The organism is Eubacterium ruminantium, assembly GCF_900167085.1.
GTDB lineage: Bacteria > Bacillota > Clostridia > Lachnospirales > Lachnospiraceae > Eubacterium_Q > Eubacterium_Q ruminantium.
Genome location: NZ_FUXA01000008.1, coordinates 85,864 through 105,185 on the forward strand (window position 1 = coordinate 85,864; position 19,322 = coordinate 105,185).

17 protein-coding genes are annotated in these 19,322 nt (G+C 37.7%); 4 read left to right on the forward strand and 13 right to left on the reverse strand.

Annotated features, from left to right (window positions below; genetic code table 11):
• Nucleotides 1-228: 228 nt before the first annotated feature.
• The 5 genes from buk to B5D25_RS06960 all read right to left on the reverse strand — a co-directional run bounded on the left by buk (nt 229) and on the right by B5D25_RS06960 (nt 4,142).
• Entirely contained in the window at nt 229-1,296 is a 1,068-nt protein-coding gene (buk, locus tag B5D25_RS06940) for a butyrate kinase (protein WP_078787238.1), read from the reverse strand.
• A 27-nt stretch (nt 1,297-1,323) separates the two neighbouring features.
• Nucleotides 1,324-2,271: a phosphate butyryltransferase gene (gene ptb, locus B5D25_RS06945; protein ID WP_278286100.1), complete on the reverse strand. Its 948-nt coding sequence runs from the start codon at nt 2,269-2,271 to the stop codon at nt 1,324-1,326.
• Between the two features lie 174 nt (nt 2,272-2,445).
• Nucleotides 2,446-2,739, reverse strand: coding sequence for a hypothetical protein (locus B5D25_RS06950; protein WP_078787240.1), 294 nt, complete (start codon nt 2,737-2,739; stop codon nt 2,446-2,448).
• A 30-nt stretch (nt 2,740-2,769) separates the two neighbouring features.
• Complete coding sequence (locus B5D25_RS06955) at nt 2,770-3,171, reverse strand: hypothetical protein (RefSeq protein WP_078787241.1); 402 nt, start codon at nt 3,169-3,171, stop codon at nt 2,770-2,772.
• Between the two features lie 14 nt (nt 3,172-3,185).
• Nucleotides 3,186-4,142 carry a calcium/sodium antiporter gene (locus B5D25_RS06960; RefSeq protein WP_090168510.1) on the reverse strand — a complete coding sequence of 319 codons (957 nt, stop codon included), beginning with the start codon at nt 4,140-4,142 and terminating at the stop codon, nt 3,186-3,188.
• Between the two features lie 246 nt (nt 4,143-4,388).
• Here B5D25_RS06960 and B5D25_RS06965 point away from each other — a divergent pair, with 246 nt between their 5' ends.
• Nucleotides 4,389-5,333, forward strand: coding sequence for a prephenate dehydrogenase (locus B5D25_RS06965; protein WP_078787242.1), 945 nt, complete (start codon nt 4,389-4,391; stop codon nt 5,331-5,333).
• Nucleotides 5,323-6,657, forward strand: a complete 1,335-nt coding sequence (aroA, locus tag B5D25_RS06970; RefSeq protein ID WP_159444108.1) for a 3-phosphoshikimate 1-carboxyvinyltransferase — start codon at nt 5,323-5,325, stop codon at nt 6,655-6,657. Before B5D25_RS06965 ends, aroA begins: the two co-directional genes overlap by 11 nt.
• A gap of 38 nt (nt 6,658-6,695) precedes the next feature.
• On the opposite strand, the gene B5D25_RS06975 is transcribed toward aroA, so the two are convergent.
• Both B5D25_RS06975 and B5D25_RS06980 read right to left on the reverse strand, forming a co-directional pair.
• On the reverse strand, nt 6,696-7,619 hold the full coding sequence (locus B5D25_RS06975; RefSeq protein ID WP_078787244.1) for a nucleotidyltransferase family protein: 924 nt from the start codon (nt 7,617-7,619) through the stop codon (nt 6,696-6,698).
• Nucleotides 7,619-9,109: an LCP family protein gene (locus B5D25_RS06980; RefSeq protein WP_078787245.1), complete on the reverse strand. Its 1,491-nt coding sequence runs from the start codon at nt 9,107-9,109 to the stop codon at nt 7,619-7,621. The genes B5D25_RS06975 and B5D25_RS06980 overlap by 1 nt, the downstream gene beginning before the upstream one ends.
• 148 nt (nt 9,110-9,257) lie before the next feature.
• Between B5D25_RS06980 and rsmG the strand changes: the two genes are divergently transcribed.
• Nucleotides 9,258-9,977, forward strand: a complete 720-nt coding sequence (gene rsmG, locus B5D25_RS06985) for a 16S rRNA (guanine(527)-N(7))-methyltransferase RsmG (protein WP_341465077.1) — start codon at nt 9,258-9,260, stop codon at nt 9,975-9,977.
• Nucleotides 9,978-10,008: 31 nt separating this feature from the next.
• Here rsmG and B5D25_RS06990 read toward each other — a convergent pair whose 3' ends face one another.
• From B5D25_RS06990 to B5D25_RS07005, 4 genes are all read right to left on the reverse strand, one after another.
• A complete protein-coding gene (locus B5D25_RS06990; protein ID WP_078787247.1) occupies nt 10,009-10,968 on the reverse strand; it encodes a 3'-5' exonuclease in 960 nt (319 codons plus the stop codon).
• A 110-nt stretch (nt 10,969-11,078) separates the two neighbouring features.
• On the reverse strand, nt 11,079-13,013 hold the full coding sequence (gene mnmG, locus B5D25_RS06995; RefSeq protein ID WP_078787248.1) for a tRNA uridine-5-carboxymethylaminomethyl(34) synthesis enzyme MnmG: 1,935 nt from the start codon (nt 13,011-13,013) through the stop codon (nt 11,079-11,081).
• Nucleotides 13,014-13,019: 6 nt separating this feature from the next.
• Nucleotides 13,020-14,414, reverse strand: coding sequence for a tRNA uridine-5-carboxymethylaminomethyl(34) synthesis GTPase MnmE (gene mnmE / locus B5D25_RS07000; protein WP_078787249.1), 1,395 nt, complete (start codon nt 14,412-14,414; stop codon nt 13,020-13,022).
• Between the two features lie 161 nt (nt 14,415-14,575).
• The gene (locus tag B5D25_RS07005; protein ID WP_078787250.1) at nt 14,576-15,160 is read right to left on the reverse strand and encodes a zinc ribbon domain-containing protein; all 585 of its coding nucleotides are present in this window, start codon (nt 15,158-15,160) and stop codon (nt 14,576-14,578) included.
• Nucleotides 15,161-15,477: 317 nt separating this feature from the next.
• On the opposite strand from B5D25_RS07005, the gene B5D25_RS07010 reads away from it, so the two are divergent.
• A complete protein-coding gene (locus B5D25_RS07010) occupies nt 15,478-16,149 on the forward strand; it encodes a DUF4230 domain-containing protein (RefSeq protein WP_078787251.1) in 672 nt (223 codons plus the stop codon).
• A gap of 23 nt (nt 16,150-16,172) precedes the next feature.
• On the opposite strand, the gene B5D25_RS07015 is transcribed toward B5D25_RS07010, so the two are convergent.
• Together B5D25_RS07015 and B5D25_RS07020 are read right to left on the reverse strand one after the other, a co-directional pair.
• The gene (locus B5D25_RS07015; protein WP_078787252.1) at nt 16,173-18,392 is read right to left on the reverse strand and encodes an FtsX-like permease family protein; all 2,220 of its coding nucleotides are present in this window, start codon (nt 18,390-18,392) and stop codon (nt 16,173-16,175) included.
• On the reverse strand, nt 18,382-19,149 hold the full coding sequence (locus B5D25_RS07020) for an ABC transporter ATP-binding protein (protein ID WP_078787253.1): 768 nt from the start codon (nt 19,147-19,149) through the stop codon (nt 18,382-18,384). The genes B5D25_RS07015 and B5D25_RS07020 overlap by 11 nt, the downstream gene beginning before the upstream one ends.
• Nucleotides 19,150-19,322 lie beyond the last annotated feature (173 nt).

The window sequence follows — 19,322 nt, forward strand, 5'->3', positions numbered from 1 at the left end:
TTCCGTTATACTGGTCTGCATAACCCTGCTGCACGTTACCGTTATACTGTCCCGCAGCATTCTGATTAATATAATTATTCATATTCTGCGCATTAGCCATCCCCGCAGCTAATGCGTCAGAAATATTATTATTTGTTTCAGGATTAAATTCATTTCCTGTTATATTATCAGGTGTCATTTTACTGTCCCTTCTATACCTATAACCTTATAATTATCTCTGATAAAAAATTAGTATTCTTTTGCTTCCTCTTCACCATTAAGAACACGAAGTGCTCCCTGTGCAAGAGCAAGAAGTTCATCTTCACCTGCGTAAACTGTTACAGGTGCAATAAACTTAACTCTGTCAATGATCTCTTCTGTAACATACTTTCCGTATGCTATACCACCTGTAAGGATGATCTGATCAACCTTACCACGAAGAACTGCAGCCTGAGCTCCAATATCCTTAGATACCTGGCAGATAAATGCATCAAATACTGTCTTTGCATTTTCATTTCCTTCTTCAAGAGCCATCTTCGCTACTTCTCTTGCATCATTTGTTCCAAGATATGCATTGAAACCACCGTTTCCGATAAGCTTCTTCATGATTTCTTTCTGAGTATACTTTCCTGAGAAGCACATATCAACAAGTGCTCCCGGAGGAACTGCACCTGCTCTTTCAGGTGAAAATGCGCCATCTCCTGAAAGTGCATTGAATACGTCTACAACCTTTCCGTCTGTGTGTGCACCAACTGATACACCACCACCCATATGAACTACGATAAGGTTAAGATCTTCATACTTCTTACCTGTTTCCTTAGCATATCTCTTTGCTACTGCCTTCTGATTGAGTGCATGGAAGATACTTACTCTAGGAAGTTCAGGAACACCTGAGATTCTTGCGATATCCTGAAGTTCGTCAACAACTACAGGGTCAACGATGTAAGAAGGCTTTCCGATCTCATCACCGATTTCCTTTGCAAGAATACCACCAAGGTTAGATGCATGCTCGCCGCCTCTTGCTGTTACAAGATCATAAACAAGTGAATCTGTTACAGCATATGTTCCACTAGGGATAGGCTTAAGAAGTCCACCTCTACCAACGATAGCATCAAACGTCTTAATATCTTCATTCTTTGCAGCAAGGAAATCAAGAATCATCTTCTTACGAAAATCCTTCTGGTCTACAATCTTGTCAAACTGAGCAATCTCTTCTGTTGAATGACGAAGAGTCTCATCGAAAAGGAGTGTTTCATCCTCAAAAACACCAAGCTTTGTTGATGTTGAACCCGGATTGATTATAAGTAATTTAGCCATTTTTATCTCCAATCTTTTCTATAATAATTACTGAGCGTTCTTCTTAAGAGAATCTGCAACAAGTGCGCCGAGCGCAAGTGAATTAACCTTAACATCAAAAGAATCTGATCTTGATGTAAGGATAACAGGTGCTGCTGTACCTGTGATAAGGTTTCCGTTCTTTCCCTTTGAGAAATGAACAAGTGCCTTATATGTGATATTTCCTGCATGAATATCAGGGAAAAGAAGAACATCTGCATCTCCAACAATCTTACGTCCTGTTGCACCCTTATGCTTTGCAGCTTCAGGACATGTTGCAAGGTCGAAAGAAAGAGGTCCGTCAACAATACATCCTGTGATCTGTCCTTCTTCATTCATCTTTGTAAGCTCTGCAGCTTCTACTGTCTCAGGCATCTTAGGATTTACAACTTCAACTGCTGCAAGAGGAGCAACCTTAGGATTCTCAACTCCGACTGCATTACAGATTTCAACTGTATTCTTAATGATGCTTGCTTTATCTTCAAGTGTTGGATAAGTCATAAATGCAACGTCTGTAAGGAAAAGAAGCTTCTCTGCTCCTTCAATCTCAAATACACAAACATGAGAAAGAGGCTTCCCTGTTCTAAGACCAACTTCCTTATCAAGTACGCTCTTAAGGAAATCCTTTGTATCGATAAGACCCTTCATATACATATCTGCAGCGCCGTCATGAACAAGCTTAACTGCTGTACGTGCTGCTTCAATCTTATCTTTAACATCAATAATCTCAAAACCTGTAAGATCCATACCGATCTCTGCTGCGATCTTTCTGATCTCATCCTCGTCACCAACAAGGATAGCATCTGCTATGTTCTGCTCCTTAGCAGCCTTAACTGCAAGAAGAACTTCATTATCCTGTGCTACTGCAACAGAAACCTTCTTTTTCTCAATCTGTGAAACCTTACTGATCAGTTCGTCAAAACTCTTACTCATCTCTAAACACCTTTCATTTACAATATTCTCTGAGGTCCTGTCTTATCCTCAAAGTAAATAATTATTATATAATTATCAAACCATTCCCTTAAATTTGTTTGCAAATAGGAAATAATCCAATAAAATCCGTTATAAAAGCTATAATATCATCATGTCATATAAATGACAAGTATTCCGATAAACACTTGAATACTTATATCATTTCTTATTCTCTTCGCCTTTTTCTTCCTGTTCTTTTTTATTCATAAGATATGTAAGAACAGTTGTGGTAATTGAGAAGACAAGGGCTATTGTCGTTAACATCTTTTCCGAATTGGCTTTCTTAAGCGCCTTCTTATAAGTCTTTATCTCAATCTTTTTACCCTTTTTCTCTTCCTTCTTTGCAGCCTTTTTAGCCTTCTTGATCTCTCTCTTTAATTCCTTGACACTAGTTGCTGAAACAGCTTTCTTTATTTCCTTCGGAGCTTTTGCTTTCTTTATCTTTTTAGACATTACATTTCCTCCTCACTGATCTGTCGGAATTTAAATAACAAATGATAATATGGCTGCAATACCGATTATTGCCACCATAGGAATAAGTCCGAGCAAAAGTTCTTTTCGTCCGATCTTATCAACTCTGTCATTTCCAATAAATCTATGATATCCATCTTTTTCCTGAAGAAGAACTTCCTCTCCAACTTCATATATAGAAAAGATTCCGTCCTTTTCAGTAACAGTTCGCCCTGTAGTTGTCTCAATTATCAGTTCGACATAGGATTTACCGGTTCTTGCATCCCTTTTCTTCTCAGTAGATAAAATATTTCCTTTAACAATATTCCATCCCTTGATTCTCTTTTTCTTCCTGTGCTGACTTCCTTTAGTTGAGATATACAGTTCAAAACCAAATATCATAACAACTATAAGTATAGCTAAATTCTTGATCATTTTTACCTCTTAATTTATGCCTTTGCATTTAATAATAAATATACAAAGTATCCTGAATAAGCAAGAAGCATTATAATTCCTATGCCTCTTCCGAGCTTTCTCTTAACAAGAGCCGGAAACCAAAGAAGTAATGCAGCGCCAATTGCCACAAGACTGTCTACAAGGAATCCTTCATATGGAAGTTTAATGATAAAGCATGATGTTCCGAGTACAAATAAAATATTAAATATGTTACTTCCTACGATATTTCCTACCGCAATATCAGCCTTGCCCTTTCTCGCTGCAGTAACTGATGTCATAAGTTCAGGAAGGGATGTTCCAAATGCAACTATTGTAAGTCCGATGATTCTGTCAGATACATGGAATACATTTTTCGCTACGTAACTTGCACCGTCAACTGTAAGATTACTTCCGAAAACTATAGCTGCAAGACCGCCAATTATAAATAATAATATCTGCCATCCTTTAAGATCTTTTATCTCAACTTTGGCATCCTCAGTATTTGATTTCTTCGAATAAACAATAAGATAAACGATAAATCCGATAAGAAGTACCCAGAAGATAACTCCGGCAATTCTATCAAGATTTCCAAAAACAGCTCCCCATACAACAAGGAATACACTTACAACTATCATAAACGGCATATCTATAAGAGCTGTGGACTTCTTAATATTAAGTGTTCTGATAACAGAAGTAAGACCAAGAATAAGTAAGATATTCATTATATTACTTCCAAGAACATTTCCTATAGAAATTCCACTACTTCCTTTCGCTGCCGAACTAATACTTATAGCCGCCTCAGGTGCACTTGTTCCAAATGCTACTATCGTAAGTCCGATAACTATCTGTGGTATACCCAATTTCCCCGCAACCGATGAAGCCCCTTCTACAAAAAAATCAGCCCCTTTGATCAGAAGTATGAATCCTGCCACTATAAAGGCTACATTTTTAAGTACCATCAATATGTCCATATACTTTTTTTCCTCCTATATACTCTGTATAGATACATAATGCCAAATTTAAATGTAACTTTTTTTTCGATACATGTCAAATCAATTAACATTTCTCTGTGGCTTCAAAGCGTTTGACCTTAATTCTCTGACGTGATAGTATAACTTTACGGATATTTCTGTATAAATATGTATAAAAATCATTATTATATTTGCGGAAAATCCATTCTATGTTTTTAAATTTTTAATATATGAGGATTACTATAAATGGAGAATTTCTTTTCTGTCACAGATCATAAAGACATTTCAAATCTTATCATAAATTCGGACATTTCCAATAATGAAAGACTGAAAATATTTGAAGAAACAGGCATTAAGACTATCGGCGTCATCGGCCTCGGTCTCATCGGAGCCTCTTATGCGAAGGCATTTAAAAAATATACCAAATGCCGTATTTTAGCTTATAACCGTACATTTGCCACAACTGAAAAGGCAATATCAGATGGAGTTGTTGATGCACCACTTGACGAAAGCAATCTGTCAGAATGTGACCTTATCATCCCATCTCTCTATCCGGATGCGATAATCGATTATGTCAAAGAAAATGCATCTAATTTCAAGAAGGGTGCCATCATCATTGATGCAGGCGGACTTAAGAGAAAGATATGCCGCGAGCTTTATCCTATAGCAAAAGCCAACGGAGTTACATTTGTGGGCGGCCATCCTATGGCAGGCAAAAGATATTCCGGATATGACTACAGTACAGAAGATTTATTCATCGGTTCATCTATGATAGTTGTTCCTGAAGATATAAATGACTCAGGGCTTATGACTCTTCTCGCTAAAGTCTTCCTTCCATGCGGTATTTCCATGCTTACTGTTACAACACCGGAAAAGCATGACAAAATGATCGCATTCACTTCAGAAATGCCTCATATCATTTCAAATTCATTTATAAAAAGTCCTACTGCAAAAGAGCATACGGGATTTTCAGCAGGAAGCTATAAGGATCTGACCAGAGTAGCATGGTTAAATGAAACCATGTGGACTGAAATCTTCCTTGAAAATAGAGACAATATCATTACCGAGCTTGACTATATGATCAAATATTTATCTGAATATAAAAACGCTCTTGCCAATAATGATGACAAGGAACTCTGGAAACTCCTTCATGAAGGAAAAGTTGCAAAGGAGGAAGTTGATGGAATCTAGCATCACACTTAAAAATCACGGTAAAGAATTCGGTGGCAACATAAATGCTATCGCTTCCAAATCACATGCGCACAGGCTTCTTCTTGCCGGTGCATTGACGATCCTTCAGTCCCTTCCCGATACAGAAAGAAAAATCGAAATAATCTGCAATGAGACTTCTCTTGATATAGAAGCTACTTCTTCCTGCCTTAACTCAATGGGAGTTAAATCAGAAAGAATCGGAAACAGCTATATTCTTGAAGCTGCTTGTAATAATGATAAAAATGACGAAAACATATGTAAGTCACTTGATTCCGGAGAAAGCGGTTCTACTCTCCGCTTTATACTTCCTGTTATCGGAATGCTGGGAATAAATGCAGCCATCACTACTCACGGCCGACTTACCGAAAGACCACTCTCTCCTCTCTACGAGGAAATGATCGGTCATGGTGTAACTATTAGCCCTGTCGGCAGCAACCCACTTAAGGTATCCGGCAAGATGTCCGGCGGAATATTCACCATAGCAGGAAATATTTCATCTCAGTATATTACCGGCTTACTGCTTGCACTTCCTCTGGCAAATGAAGATTCAGAGATCAGAGTTACAGGCGAACTTGCATCAAGACCTTATGTAGATATCACTCTGTCAGTTCTTGAAACTGCGGGAATTAAAGTAGATATAGTGGAAAATACTACTGATGATGGCATCGATCCAAATGTAACTATGATATTTAAAATATCCGGAAATCAGCATTATAATCTTCCTGATAAAAATATCGTTGAAGGTGACTGGTCCAATTCAGCATTCTTCCTTGCAGCCGGTGCAATTAAAAATTCCGTTACAGTCAAGAATCTCAACTTATCATCTAAGCAGGGTGACATGAAGATACTTGATCTTCTTAAGGAATTCGGTGCAAAGATCACAGTTTCAAACGGATGTGATATTACAGTCACACGCGATACACTTAAAGGTATAGATATCGATGCGGAGAATATTCCGGATCTCGTACCTATCCTTTCCCTTGTTGCCTCTCTTTCAGAAGGAACAACTACAATAAGAAATATCGAACGACTCAGAATTAAGGAAAGTGACCGTGTTGCAACAGTCATCGACCTTCTCACAAAACTCGGTGCTGATATACGTGAAGAAAACCGCTGCCTGGTCATTAACGGAAAAGCTTTCCTTATCGGCGGTACGATTGATTCATTTAATGATCACCGCATAGCCATGACTGCAGGTATTGCATCTATCATGTGCAGTAACGATGTTACGATCATAAATGAAAAGGCTGTCAGAAAATCCTATCCGGGATTTTTCAACGATCTTGCAAGCCTCATTAAGTAAATTATAAAACCCCCGGTAGCTACCGGGGGTTAAATTTATTAAAAGTTTTCAGGATAAATTCCTTCTTTGACTAATCTCTCAAGTTCTTCTTTAACCTGTGGGATATCTTCTCTATATGTCATTCCGAACCACTTTGAATCAGTATTGATTACCTTAACACTGCATTCTCCTCTTTCAAGTATATTCTGAACAGCATCAGAAAGAGTCTCCTCGAATTTGAGCGGATTACTCTTTATTCCTTCTTTAAGTCTTACCTCATAATTATTTACAAGGTCTTCTGTGAAATCAGATCTGAAAGCCCAAAGATTCATTGAAGCGATAGCATCTGATGGGATAAGAGTATAAGTTACTCCACCATCAAGAGTGAAATATCCTCTTCCGGCCTCAAGCTTAATCTCTTTTCTTTCATCGATTCTCTTAAGGTTATTCTCTTCATCAACTGAACAGATACCTCTTGAAACAGAGAAGTTCTCATTTAATGTACTAACAACATTATATCCAATGATTCCATATTCATTGTCCGGACCGCCATTATTGAAGAAATTAATTGCATCAATAAATGCCTGACGTCCATAGAAATCATCAGCATTAACTGTAAGGAAATCTCTTCCCTTAAGTACTTCTCTACAACACCATATAGCATGTGTTGTTCCCCAAGGCTTATTTCTTCCTTCAGGAATTTCACATCCCTCCGGTATCATATCAAGCGCCTGATATACATATGTAACCGGAATCTTCGCTTCAATTCTCTTACCTACAGACTCCTTAAAGTCCTTGGCAATTTCTTCTCTAATGATAAAAACTACTTCATCAAATCCTGCAAGTGCAGCATCATAGATAGCATAATCGATAAGCGCATGACCTCTTCCGTCAACGTCCTCAATCTGCTTAAGCCCCCCAAATCGACTACCCATTCCGGCTGCCATAACAACCAAAACCGGTGACTTCTTGTCTACTGACATTACTCTTCCTCCTCTTCGCCATATTTTGGCGCTTCTCTGTTGATCATATTCTGAGTAAGGACTTCATCATTAAGAACCCTCTTGATCAACTCACTCGCATATTCAACTGTGTCATAGTAAGGTTCCATTACATAACCTTCAGCACCCAGTGAATAACAGTAACCCTTTGAATCTCCTCCATTTGCACTATACTGTACAATTGTCCATGATTCACCACCATCCAACTGATCCTGCACGATTTTTCCAATCTCAGCCTTTGTCATGTTGGTCTGGAAGCTGTCTTTCATCTCAGCCATAAGATCTGAATAATTCTTCAGAAGCTCTGATGAAAGCAGTTTATTCATAACGGCCTTAATAACGGCCATTTGATTCTTACCTCTCTGTCTGTCACCTTCAAGGAAGCTGTATCTTTCTCTTGCGAAGAAAAGAGCCGCCTCACCTGTAAGATGATTTCTACCCTTCTCATATGAGTAGATGCTGTTAAGTTGTGATGTAAATTCATAATCCGAATCAACATCAACACCACCAAGTGTATCGATGATCTTTTCAAAACCTGTGAAATTAACTCTTACATAGTAATCAATATCAATACCGTAAAGATTGCCAAGTGTTGCCATAGACATATCAATACCGAAGACACCTGCATGAGTTAATTTATCATACGGCTCTTCAACACTGTCATCTGCGAATTTTACATAGTAATCTCTCGGAGTAGAAAGAAGAAGTATTGTATGTGTCTTAGTATTAACAACTGCGATGATATTTACATCACTTCTACTCTTTAATGTAACATCTCCGTATGTATCGATACCACTTATATAAATGCAGAACTTGTCCGCGTTATCATTTCCGTTTTTCTGATTATTCAGCTCTGACTCGATCTTCTGCTCATGAATAATCTTCAGATTCTTTGAATAATCTTTATATTTTGCCTCACCCTCAAGAATACCGAGTGAACCGCTGTTGATGATGAAACCATTAACTTTACCCTTGTCAAAGGCTTCAGCAATCTTAGTGATAGAATCATATTCTTCGGTCTTTATAGGTGAAGAATTCTGTCCATTGAGTTCCTCTATAGTTTTATCTACATTCTTACGATCTGATTTGATAACACCGAAAACATATCCTTTATCTGTGGCTTTATTGATAGTATCCACCGGATCATCTTTAGATATATATACATTTACGACTTCTACTTCTGTCTTATTTCCGGTAACTTCATCAAGCATCCTATCAGTCTGATTAACTTTAATGATACCAAATACAAGAACACCACAAATAATCATTGATAAAACGCTTGCTATAGCGCCTGTAACCTTCTTAAGCTGCATCGCTATAAAGCAAATTGGAAGAAGTCCCATTATGAGGGCTCCCATTATAATATACCTCTGTGGTATGAGTTGTGTTCTAATAAGTAAATATACAAGAACCGCCGCTAATATAAACTGTACTCCGGCCAAAATACAGCCAATTATTTTCAATGCTTTCATCACAAATTCCTTCTACTATTTATCAAAGATGATTGACAATATAGCACTTATTTTGCTTTTTTGCAATCCCGCTTTTTAGACAAAATATAGCTTTAATTATTGTCTTGAATAATTCTTAATTATTCACTATTATATCCATATGGAAAAAATGAATAATCTTTCAAAAAAAATGAATATTAATTTAACTAATGAACAGCTAAAATCTTTTGAGACTTACTACAATATGCTCATAGAAAAGAACAAAGTCATGAATCTTACTGCGATCACCGATCGCGATGAAGTAATAATGAAACATTTCATCGACAGTATCTCCGTCATGGCTGCCGTTCCTTTATTCGGACAGCTGCTTTCTGAGAAAGGCCAAATAAGTCTTCTCGATGTAGGTACCGGTGCAGGTTTCCCGGGTATACCGCTTAAGATTGCATTTCCTGATCTTAAGATTACACTTCTTGATTCGCTTAACAAAAGAGTTCTTTTTCTAAATGAAGTAATCTCTACCCTCGGCCTTACTGATATAACTGCAGTTCATGGTCGTGCTGAAGAAGCAGCCAGAAAACCTGAATACCGCGACAACTTTGATGTCGTAGTTTCAAGAGCCGTTGCTGCACTTCCTGTTCTTTCGGAATATACACTTCCTTTTGTTAAGAAGGGCGGCGTACTTATATCATATAAAACGCCGGGAGCCGAAGAAGAATTATCAAATGCTAAACGAGCAATCAAACTTCTCGGCGGAGGTAATGCTTCTATATATCCATATACACTTCCCGATTCGGATATCACAAGAAGTTTCATCGTAATATCCAAAGAGAAGCCAACGCCTAAAGCATATCCTCGTAAAGCCGGTACAGCTAAGAAAGATCCCCTCTGATCACCTGATCAGAGGTTTTTTCTTGCTCTTCTTACTCTTTTTCCTTATGTCTTTTCATTTTTCTTTTTTCTCTAAGTTCAATCTGTCTTGCTTTGACCTCTTCATAACCTTTACGATTGGTTCTTTCGGTCTTCTTTACAATAAACACGCCATCTTCTGTACTTCCGGCAGATTTGAACTTAATCCTTGAACTCATGTAACCATGATAAACACATCTTCCGATAGCCATCGATGTGCTCGATCCGTTTTGAAACCATTTTACCTTCCTGAAGCACTTTCGTCCACATTTGGCACATCTTATGATAAGAAGATCCTTATCACTCATTGCCTCCTGCTTTGAAGAATATTCTCTTGAGATTCTCTCCAGAACACCTGCATGTCTGGCAATTATCTCATCTTCCTTCTTCTTAGGATGTCTGTAAATATCAAATGTATATCTCTCTTCAAGATTATCAGGTTTGATCTTCGCAAGGACTCGGGCAGTATATTTTGCATCATTTATAGCAGCATGAAATGGCTCATCCTCCGGAATCTTAAGTTCCGAACATGCCTTTTCAAGCTTGCTGATCTTTCCCTCATCATCATACATATCGGCATATATCTGCTGAATATTATAAAACTTAAGCGGGAAAGCCAGTTTTTCCATATAATAAAAATCCATATTACTCTGAAGGTAATATAAATCCGATGCTCCCCAGGTACAGAAACTATAATCATCTCCGCACCACTTAAGAAATTCTGAGCAGGCATCTTTAAATGACTTACCTGTTTTAAGTTCCTCTTCCGAATAATTGAGCATCGCTCTTATCGATCTGTGAAGCTTCTTGTAAAGCTTCGGTTTAATGAGGCTTGTATACTCATCTATTATCTCAAATTGATCATTAAGCTTAACAGCTCCGATCTCTATGATCTCAAACGGCATCCTCGGATGCTCGCCGCTCTGTCCATAAGGACTCTGGTTCCATTCAAGGTCAAATACTATATAATTCATAATATCTTCCTTCCAAATGACATTAATATGCGAGGTGTCTTACCTCTATGTCTGCATTTTAAAAATGCAGTAAAATCGCACCCTTTACAACTCTTTATACGGTGCATATATTATTTTAAATGAATCATCAGCATGGATACATCTGCAGGTGAAACACCTGAAATTCTTGAAGCCTGTCCCAAAGTCTCAGGACGTACCAATTCAAGCTTCTGTCTGGCTTCTTTACGAAGATTTTTAACTTCTTCATAATTGATATCAGCCGGGATCTTCTTTCCTTCCATTTTAAGGAAATGAGCAACCTGATCCTGCTGTCTTCTTATATATCCTTCATATTTGATAGAAATATCTATCTGCTCTTCAATCTCTCTCTTATGCTTCTCACAATAGATCTTCTCATCTTCGGTCATATCACTAAATAAAGCAGAAATAGCTTCTTCTCTGCCATCATCTATAGATACGACACTTTCATAAGAAAGCTCAGGTCTTCTGATAAGTTCAGCTAAAGTAGTTCCTGTCTTCAGTTCAGAACTTTCGTTCTTAACCAGGAATTCCTGTATCCTCTTTCCTGCTCCGACAACTGTCTCATTTAATCTGGCAATCTCGCTCTCTATAACAAGACGCTTCTTATCAAATAATCTGTATCTGTCTTCATCTATAAGTCCGACTTCATGACCTATATCAGTTAATCTGAGATCTGCATTGTCCTGGCGAAGAAGGAGTCTGTACTCTGCACGGCTGGTCATCATTCTGTATGGCTCAGCTGTCTCCTTGGTTACAAGATCATCTATAAGAACTCCGATATATCCATCGGATCTCTTAAGGACAATCGCATCCTTACCCTGAAGCTTTCTAGCCGCATTTATACCGGCCATAAGTCCCTGGGCAGCAGCTTCTTCGTAACCTGAACTTCCGTTGATCTGTCCCGCTGAGAAAAGTCCTTCAACTTCTTTGAATTCAAGTGAAGGCTTTAATGTAACAGCATTTATGCAATCATACTCGATGGCATATGCATTTCTTACTATCTTTGCATTTTCAAGTCCCGGAACCGTATGTACCATTCTGTACTGTACATCCTCAGGCATTGATGACGGCATTCCGTCAAGGTACATTTCATTTGTAAATTCTCCTTCAGGTTCCAGGAAAAGCTGGTGTCTGTCCTTGTCAGGGAATTTCATAATCTTATCCTCTATTGAAGGACAATATCTTGGACCTGTACCTTTGATCACTCCCGAATAGAGAGGCGATCTGTCTATATTTTCTTTTATTATCTCGTGAGTTTCTTCATTTGTATAAGTAAGCCAGCATGAAATCTGCTCTCTGCTGATCTCTTCTTCGCAGTTCATAAATGAGAAAGGAACTATCCTCTCGTCGCCCTTCTGCTCAGACATCTTTGAAAAATCAACAGAATTTCTGTCTATTCTCGGTGGTGTACCGGTCTTAAACCTTCTGATACCTATACCCGCATCAGCCATTGAAGTAGACAAATGATTTGCTGCCATGAGTCCATTAGGTCCCGTATACTGAATCGTATCACCGTAAATGCATCTGGCTTTAAGATAAACACCTGTACAAAGGATAACAGCTTTAGCATGGTAAATAGCGCCTGATACAGTTTTGATACCGGCAACTTTCTTAACCGAACCATCGTCACATACAATAAGTTCGGCAACTTCCTGCTGTCTTAAAGTAAGATGCTCCGTCGCCTGAAGTGTAAGACGCATTTCCTTTGTGTATTCTACTTTATCAGCCTGGGCACGAAGCGAATGAACCGCAGGACCCTTAGATACATTCAGCATTTTAGACTGAATATATGTTTTATCGATATTTTTACCCATTTCGCCGCCAAGTGCATCTATCTCTCTTACGAGATGTCCCTTGGAGCTTCCTCCGATATTCGGATTACATGGCATAAGCGCTACGCTGTCCATGCTTACTGTAAAAAGTATTGTTTCAAAACCAAGTCGCGCTGCTGCCAAAGCTGCCTCACATCCCGCATGACCGGCACCTACAACAACGACGTCGTAATTCTCTTCTACTACTGACATAATGTCCTACTTTCCCATACAAAATTCGCTGAAGATCTTGTCTGCAAGATCATCTTCCAAAGTTTCACCAATAACCAGTCCCAGACTCTCATATGCAGCCATCAGATCTATGGTATAAAAATCTTCCGGTGCTCCATCCTGTATACTGTCCTTTACCCTTTTCAGTGCCGCAAATGCATCACTGAGAGCTTCTTTATGTCTTTCTCTCGATATAATGATCTGATCATTATAATGAGCTTCACCCTTTATAAAAAGCTCGCTGATAAGACTGCTGAGTTCTTCTCGTCCTGCTTTTTCTTTGGCAGATACCGTAAGTATCCTCGGCACGCAGCCCGCTTCCTTTAGAAGTTCCTGAAGTTTGCTCGTATCGGCTACTCTTTCAAGATCATCTTTATTGATTATCGTGATAACTGTTTTATCCGAAAAATGCTTAATGATCCTCTCGTCATTCTCATCAAGCTCCCTCGCACCGTCAACGATAAATAATACAAGATCCGCTTTATCTATATTCTCGCAGGCTTTCTCTACACCAATCTTCTCAACAACATCGGATGTATCTCTTATACCTGCTGTATCTATCAATTTCAAATGGACACCGTTTAAATGGATATATTCCTCCAAAGTGTCTCTGGTTGTTCCTTCAATATTCGTTACAATGGCTCTGTCTTCTTCAAGTATCATATTGAGTATTGAAGACTTTCCAACATTCGGCTTTCCTACTATAACTGTTCTGATACCTTCTTTAAGTATCCTTCCATCATCATATGTCTTAAGAAGCCTGTCTATCTCATTTATCGAATCATCAACCTTTTTCTCAAGCCTCTCCGAAAAACCATCAAGACTGTAATTTTCCGGGTCATCCAAGGCTGATTCGATATAGGCTGTATCATAAATAATTCCTTCTCTCAGCTCAGTGATCTTATTCCTAAGACTTCCTTTAAGCTGATTTACGGAAGCACTAAGCGCTGCATTTCCTTCAGCATTTATCATATCCATAACAGCTTCTGCTTCTGTCATGTCTATTCTTCCGCCCATGTATGCTCTCTTGGTAAACTCGCCCGGTTCCGCTATCCTGGCTCCCTCTCTTATAAGAAGCTCCAGCACCTTTCTAAGGAGAAATGAATTCCCGTGGCAATCAAGCTCTACCGTATCCTCGGTAGTATATGACCTTGGCGCCCTCATAAGGAGAACAACAACTTCATCAAGAATCTTTTCTTTATCTGATTTATCAACGATATTGCCAAATGCAGCAGTATATGTCTCCATATCGGCTATTTTCTTCTTCCCTGAAAATATCCGATCACAGATCGATATAGCTTCATTTCCGCTGACTCTGATGATTCCTATTCCAGAACCACCCATACCTGTTGCGATTGCACATATAGTATCTTTAACAGTCATTCCTTCTTATCTCCTTAATCCTGCAAAAGAGCACACTATCTGTTTAATTATAATCTTATTTACTATATCTTGCAAGCATAGAACAGCTCTATTGCAGTTTCCTGCAAAGAAAAAAAGGTGTGTTTCGATTTAATCGAAACACACCTTGAATAATCATTTAATTAGTTATTCTTGCTGTTAAGGAATCCAAGTACGGCTCTTACTGTAAGAATAATGAGACCGAAGAGAAGGAAGTACCATGCGATACCCCAACCACCTGAAACTTTACCACCAAGCACACTTCCAAAGCTCTTAGCAAGCTTGATTACGTCTCTGATTGCGCTAATTGTCTTATTAGTACAAACAAGGATGAATACAATAAATCCTAATGCTGGAAGATAGAACTGGTAAAATGGAAGCTTCTTAACTGCGTCAAGATTTGGAAGAACCTCAAGGCATACAGATCCAGCTGCTATAATGATGAAAAGAAGTGCGTAGAATTTAAGAATTCCACCATCAGAAGCAAAAAGACCAGCTGCTTCTTTCTCTCCAGCCATGTTATAGTATACTATTCTTGGGAACCATGATCCAAGGAACACAAGACCTGCACCTACAAATGTTAAAATCTTAAGATAGCTTGGTTCATCCGAAGCTGCTCCAAATGAACTACCAGAGAACCCCTGAGCTGACGGAAGTACCGGAGCTCCACAGTTTGGACAATTTGGTGCTCCATCTAAAATTTCAGCGCCACAATTGTTACATTTCATACTTTATTTCCTCCTTTATACTGACTCGGCATTGTAACTACGCCTTAAATATGACAGCATCTCTGTCACAAAAAAACGATTGAAAAAGAAAACCTCCTCTTTTGCATCAGTCCAAAGCCGTCCCAATGCATTCAATCATTTGCATTCTAACACACTTTTTTCACAATTTCAATAATTTATATAATATATATTTCATTTTATACTAAAAATCTGCACTATCTTGAGTTACAAATTCACCCTCAAACAAATTTATAGTTTTTTTTCAACTAATATATTATAATTGACTGGAATTATGTGATTCAAACAGGAGGAAAAAAATGTCAAAAAGAGCAGCAAACGATAAAGACGTTACAGTCAATAAAATAAAACTTATAAGAACAGGCATAATTGCATTTATTATTTTATTCATTCTGATTTTCTTTATAAAAAAGATGGATGAATATATAAAGGCCAAAAAACAACCGTCTCTTTCGGCCGAAAAGCTTACGGAGCAGCTTGTAGCATGCAGCGACCTGACAACTGCTGAGATCATCTACAACGGTGTTGTCAGATTCGATGACGGAGGAATCCCATTCATAAATGAAAAAAGTTTCCTCATGATGTACTCAGCAAAGGTTAAAGCCGGTATCGACATTTCCAAAGTCGATGTGGCTGTTACCAACAACAAAGTCATCGTAACACTTCCTAGTGTTGAGATTCAGGATTTATATGTAGATAACAGTACTCTTGAATTTTATGATAAGAGTTCTTCTCTTTTTAATCCGGTTCAGCAGGAAGATGTAACAACAGCAATCCATTATGCAGAAGAGGATGTAATGAATCATGCCGATATCGACGGACTCCTTGCTAAGTCAAAGGAGCAGACCGAGGAACTGATAAGAGGTCTTCTCATTAATACCGCAGGCGACAGAGAACTTATCATACGTTACTCTGAAGATATTACTGATGATGAAAATTCGGAAGAAGCATCTACAGAAAATAAGCGCTAGCCACTCGGACTAGCGCCTTTTTATTATTTTGTTTTTCCTTTTATGATCTGTTTACTGTACAGATATGTGATAATGAAGTATCCTCCGTAAATCGCTATTATTATAAGTGAAGTTGCAATAATTGCAGAAAGGATATGTGTATCTGTAAAGATTATAAGTGCTTTATTGATGAATTTAATTCCAAATATAGAATGGATCAATGCAAGGATCATTGGAAGGATGAAGAAAATACCTTGCTGACGGAAAAGCGATCCGTTTATATCCTTTTCTTCAACACCGATTTTTCTAAGCATATCATATCTTTCCATACTATCCGCACTGTCTGAAAGTGCTTTAAGTGCTAAGATAACCGCACTTGTGATAAGAAATACTATTCCCAAGTAAAGGAAAAGGAATGTTGCTATTGCAGTAAATCCAATCGAATTTTTAACTATAGAGTATTTTGACACTGTCATATGTCCGTAAGTTATAAATTCTGTATCTTCCGTTTTACATGAAGATACCATTTCAGTAAGCTTCTCATCCATCTGTTGTGCAGTAACATTATTTGATAAATCATAATTTCCCATGAATAACTTTTGACAAATAATGGATTTATCACCCATATTATCAATAACACTATCCGGAACTATGAAGAATCCTTCATCTTCACGGGATGAAGAAATGTCTAATCCCGCTTCTATAACTTTATTTCTGGCAGGTTTAAGCTTTCTTCCGTAAATATCAATTACTTCTCCATTCTTCAAAGCTTTATTTCTGTATTCAACCATTACCCTAAAATTAGCACCTACCGCATACTCATCTTCAGCAAGTTCTATCTTATCCCATCCTCTCAGATTGGCAAGATCATTATAATCCGATAATCTTACTATATAATCAAGGTTTTTATCATATTCTGTAACCTCACCATAATTATTTATAAGTTCATCATATGCTTTACCTAATGCCTTTGCTGTATAGAATCCAGGTGATACATATATTGTTGTTTCAACATATTTTTTAAAGCATTTCTTATATTCCTCTCCATACTTACCAAATACATCAACATTATGCGCTTCTTTCATCATCTCAGCAGCTCTGTTAAGAGCTTCATCAGAAGAATCTCCTGCCATCTGCCATACCTCAATCGGAGATTTAGCCTCAATGACACTTAAATCTATATACTTTTCTCCATCTTTGTCATAAATTCTATCTGTATCTCCGTTTAAAGCCTCAATAACCGAATAATTTATCCCTACTCTCTGTTCCCAGTCAGCATTTGCAACTTCTTTTATTGTCTTATTCATGGAATTTCTAAGTGTAAATGCTGCCGATAATCCGCATATTGTAAAGAATAAAAGAAGACAAATTATTGTCATGGCAAAAACCATCGTATTTACTGAGCTACTTAACTGTCGAAGTGTAAAACTATTGAGTTTCTTGTAATATCCCCTCTTGAAAGTCATCAAGACTTTTAAAAGAAGTCCCGAAACAGACCAGAAGACGAAAAATGTTGAAACAGCACCTATACATATGGCCATTCCGAATTTAATCATACCTTCTTTGCCAAGTGCTTCAATACCCAACGAAATAACCGTATGATATGCATAAGCAAGGGCTACGCCTGAAAGAATAAATATGATCACACATACGATTGGATTCTTGAGTCTGATCTTTTCACTCTTTTTACTTGCCTGAATAAGGTTGATAAGCTTTGTCTTTCCAACCATAACTGTATCAAAAATGATCACAATAGCATAGATTACGGCGAAATTGATAATAGTTTTTATTATGGCACCGTTTGATATGACGAATCTAAATGATCTCATATCTGCTTCAAAAAGATTTGAAACAAGTACACTCATTACCTGAGATAAACCTAAACCGATAACAAGTCCTACACCAAGAGAAACAAGTCCTATAATGATTGTTTCATAGAAAATAATGAGTGATATTTCTTTCTTACTCATGCCAAGAAGAATATAAGTTGCAAATTCTTTATTTCTTCTTTTCATAAGGAATCTGCTTGCGAAAACTATTAAAAGCCCAAGGACGATTGCTACAAAAACACTGAGTCCTGAAAGAACATCTCCAAGGATTTTCGCCATTTGTCTTGTATCTTTGGTAACCACCATATAAGCTGTCTGATCTTCTATCGCGTTAAAAATATAGAAGACAGCAACACCTATAATAAGTGTAAAGAAATAAATTGCGTAATCCTTTATACTTTTTCTTATATTTTTTAAAGCCATCTTAAAGAGCATCGCTGATGTCACCTCCTAAAAGAGTTACAACATCTATGATCTTGTCGAAGAACTGTTTTCTTGAATCATCTCCACGAATTATCTCATGGAAAAGCTTTCCGTCCTTGATGAAAAGTACTCTTTTTGCATAGCTGGCTGTGAATGAATCATGTGTAACCATCATAATTGTTGCATTAAGCGCATCATTCAAAAACAAGATTCTCTCAAGGAGAAGCTTTGATGACTTAGAATCAAGAGCACCTGTAGGTTCATCTGCAAGAATAAGACTTGGTCTTGTTACTATAGCTCTTGCAGAAGCGATTCTCTGCTTCTGTCCACCTGACATCTGATAAGGAAATTTATTTAAAACTTCTGTTACGCCAAGCTCTTCAGCTACTTCCTTAACCTTTTCATCAATATCCGATGCTTTCATGCCTTTGATTGAAAGTGCGAGAGCTATATTTTCATATCCTGAAAGTGTATCAAGAAGATTGAAATCCTGGAAGATAAATCCCAGCTTGTCACGACGGAATTTGTTGAGTTCTTTGCCCTTAAGTGCTGTTACATCAGTATCTTCAAGATAAATGTTTCCGGCTGTTACTTTATCAATAGTTGAAATGCAGTTAAGAAGTGTTGTCTTACCACTTCCCGAAGCACCCATGATTGCTACAAACTCTCCCTCATCAACCGTAAAAGAAATATCGTCGATGGCTTTTGTGAGACACGATTTATTTCCATAATATTTTTCTATATTTTTGATTCTTAATATTGGTTCCATTTCAGGACCTCCTTCATTTGATGTCTTTACTTTAATGCTTTTTATTAAATAAGTCCTTTTTTAAACATTACCAAACATTACAATATTGTAATATTAATGTCAAATCACTGCCCAATCCCGGAACTAAATAAAGCAACGATCAAGAAAAAGCCCGGAATTTGAAAAAGTGACAA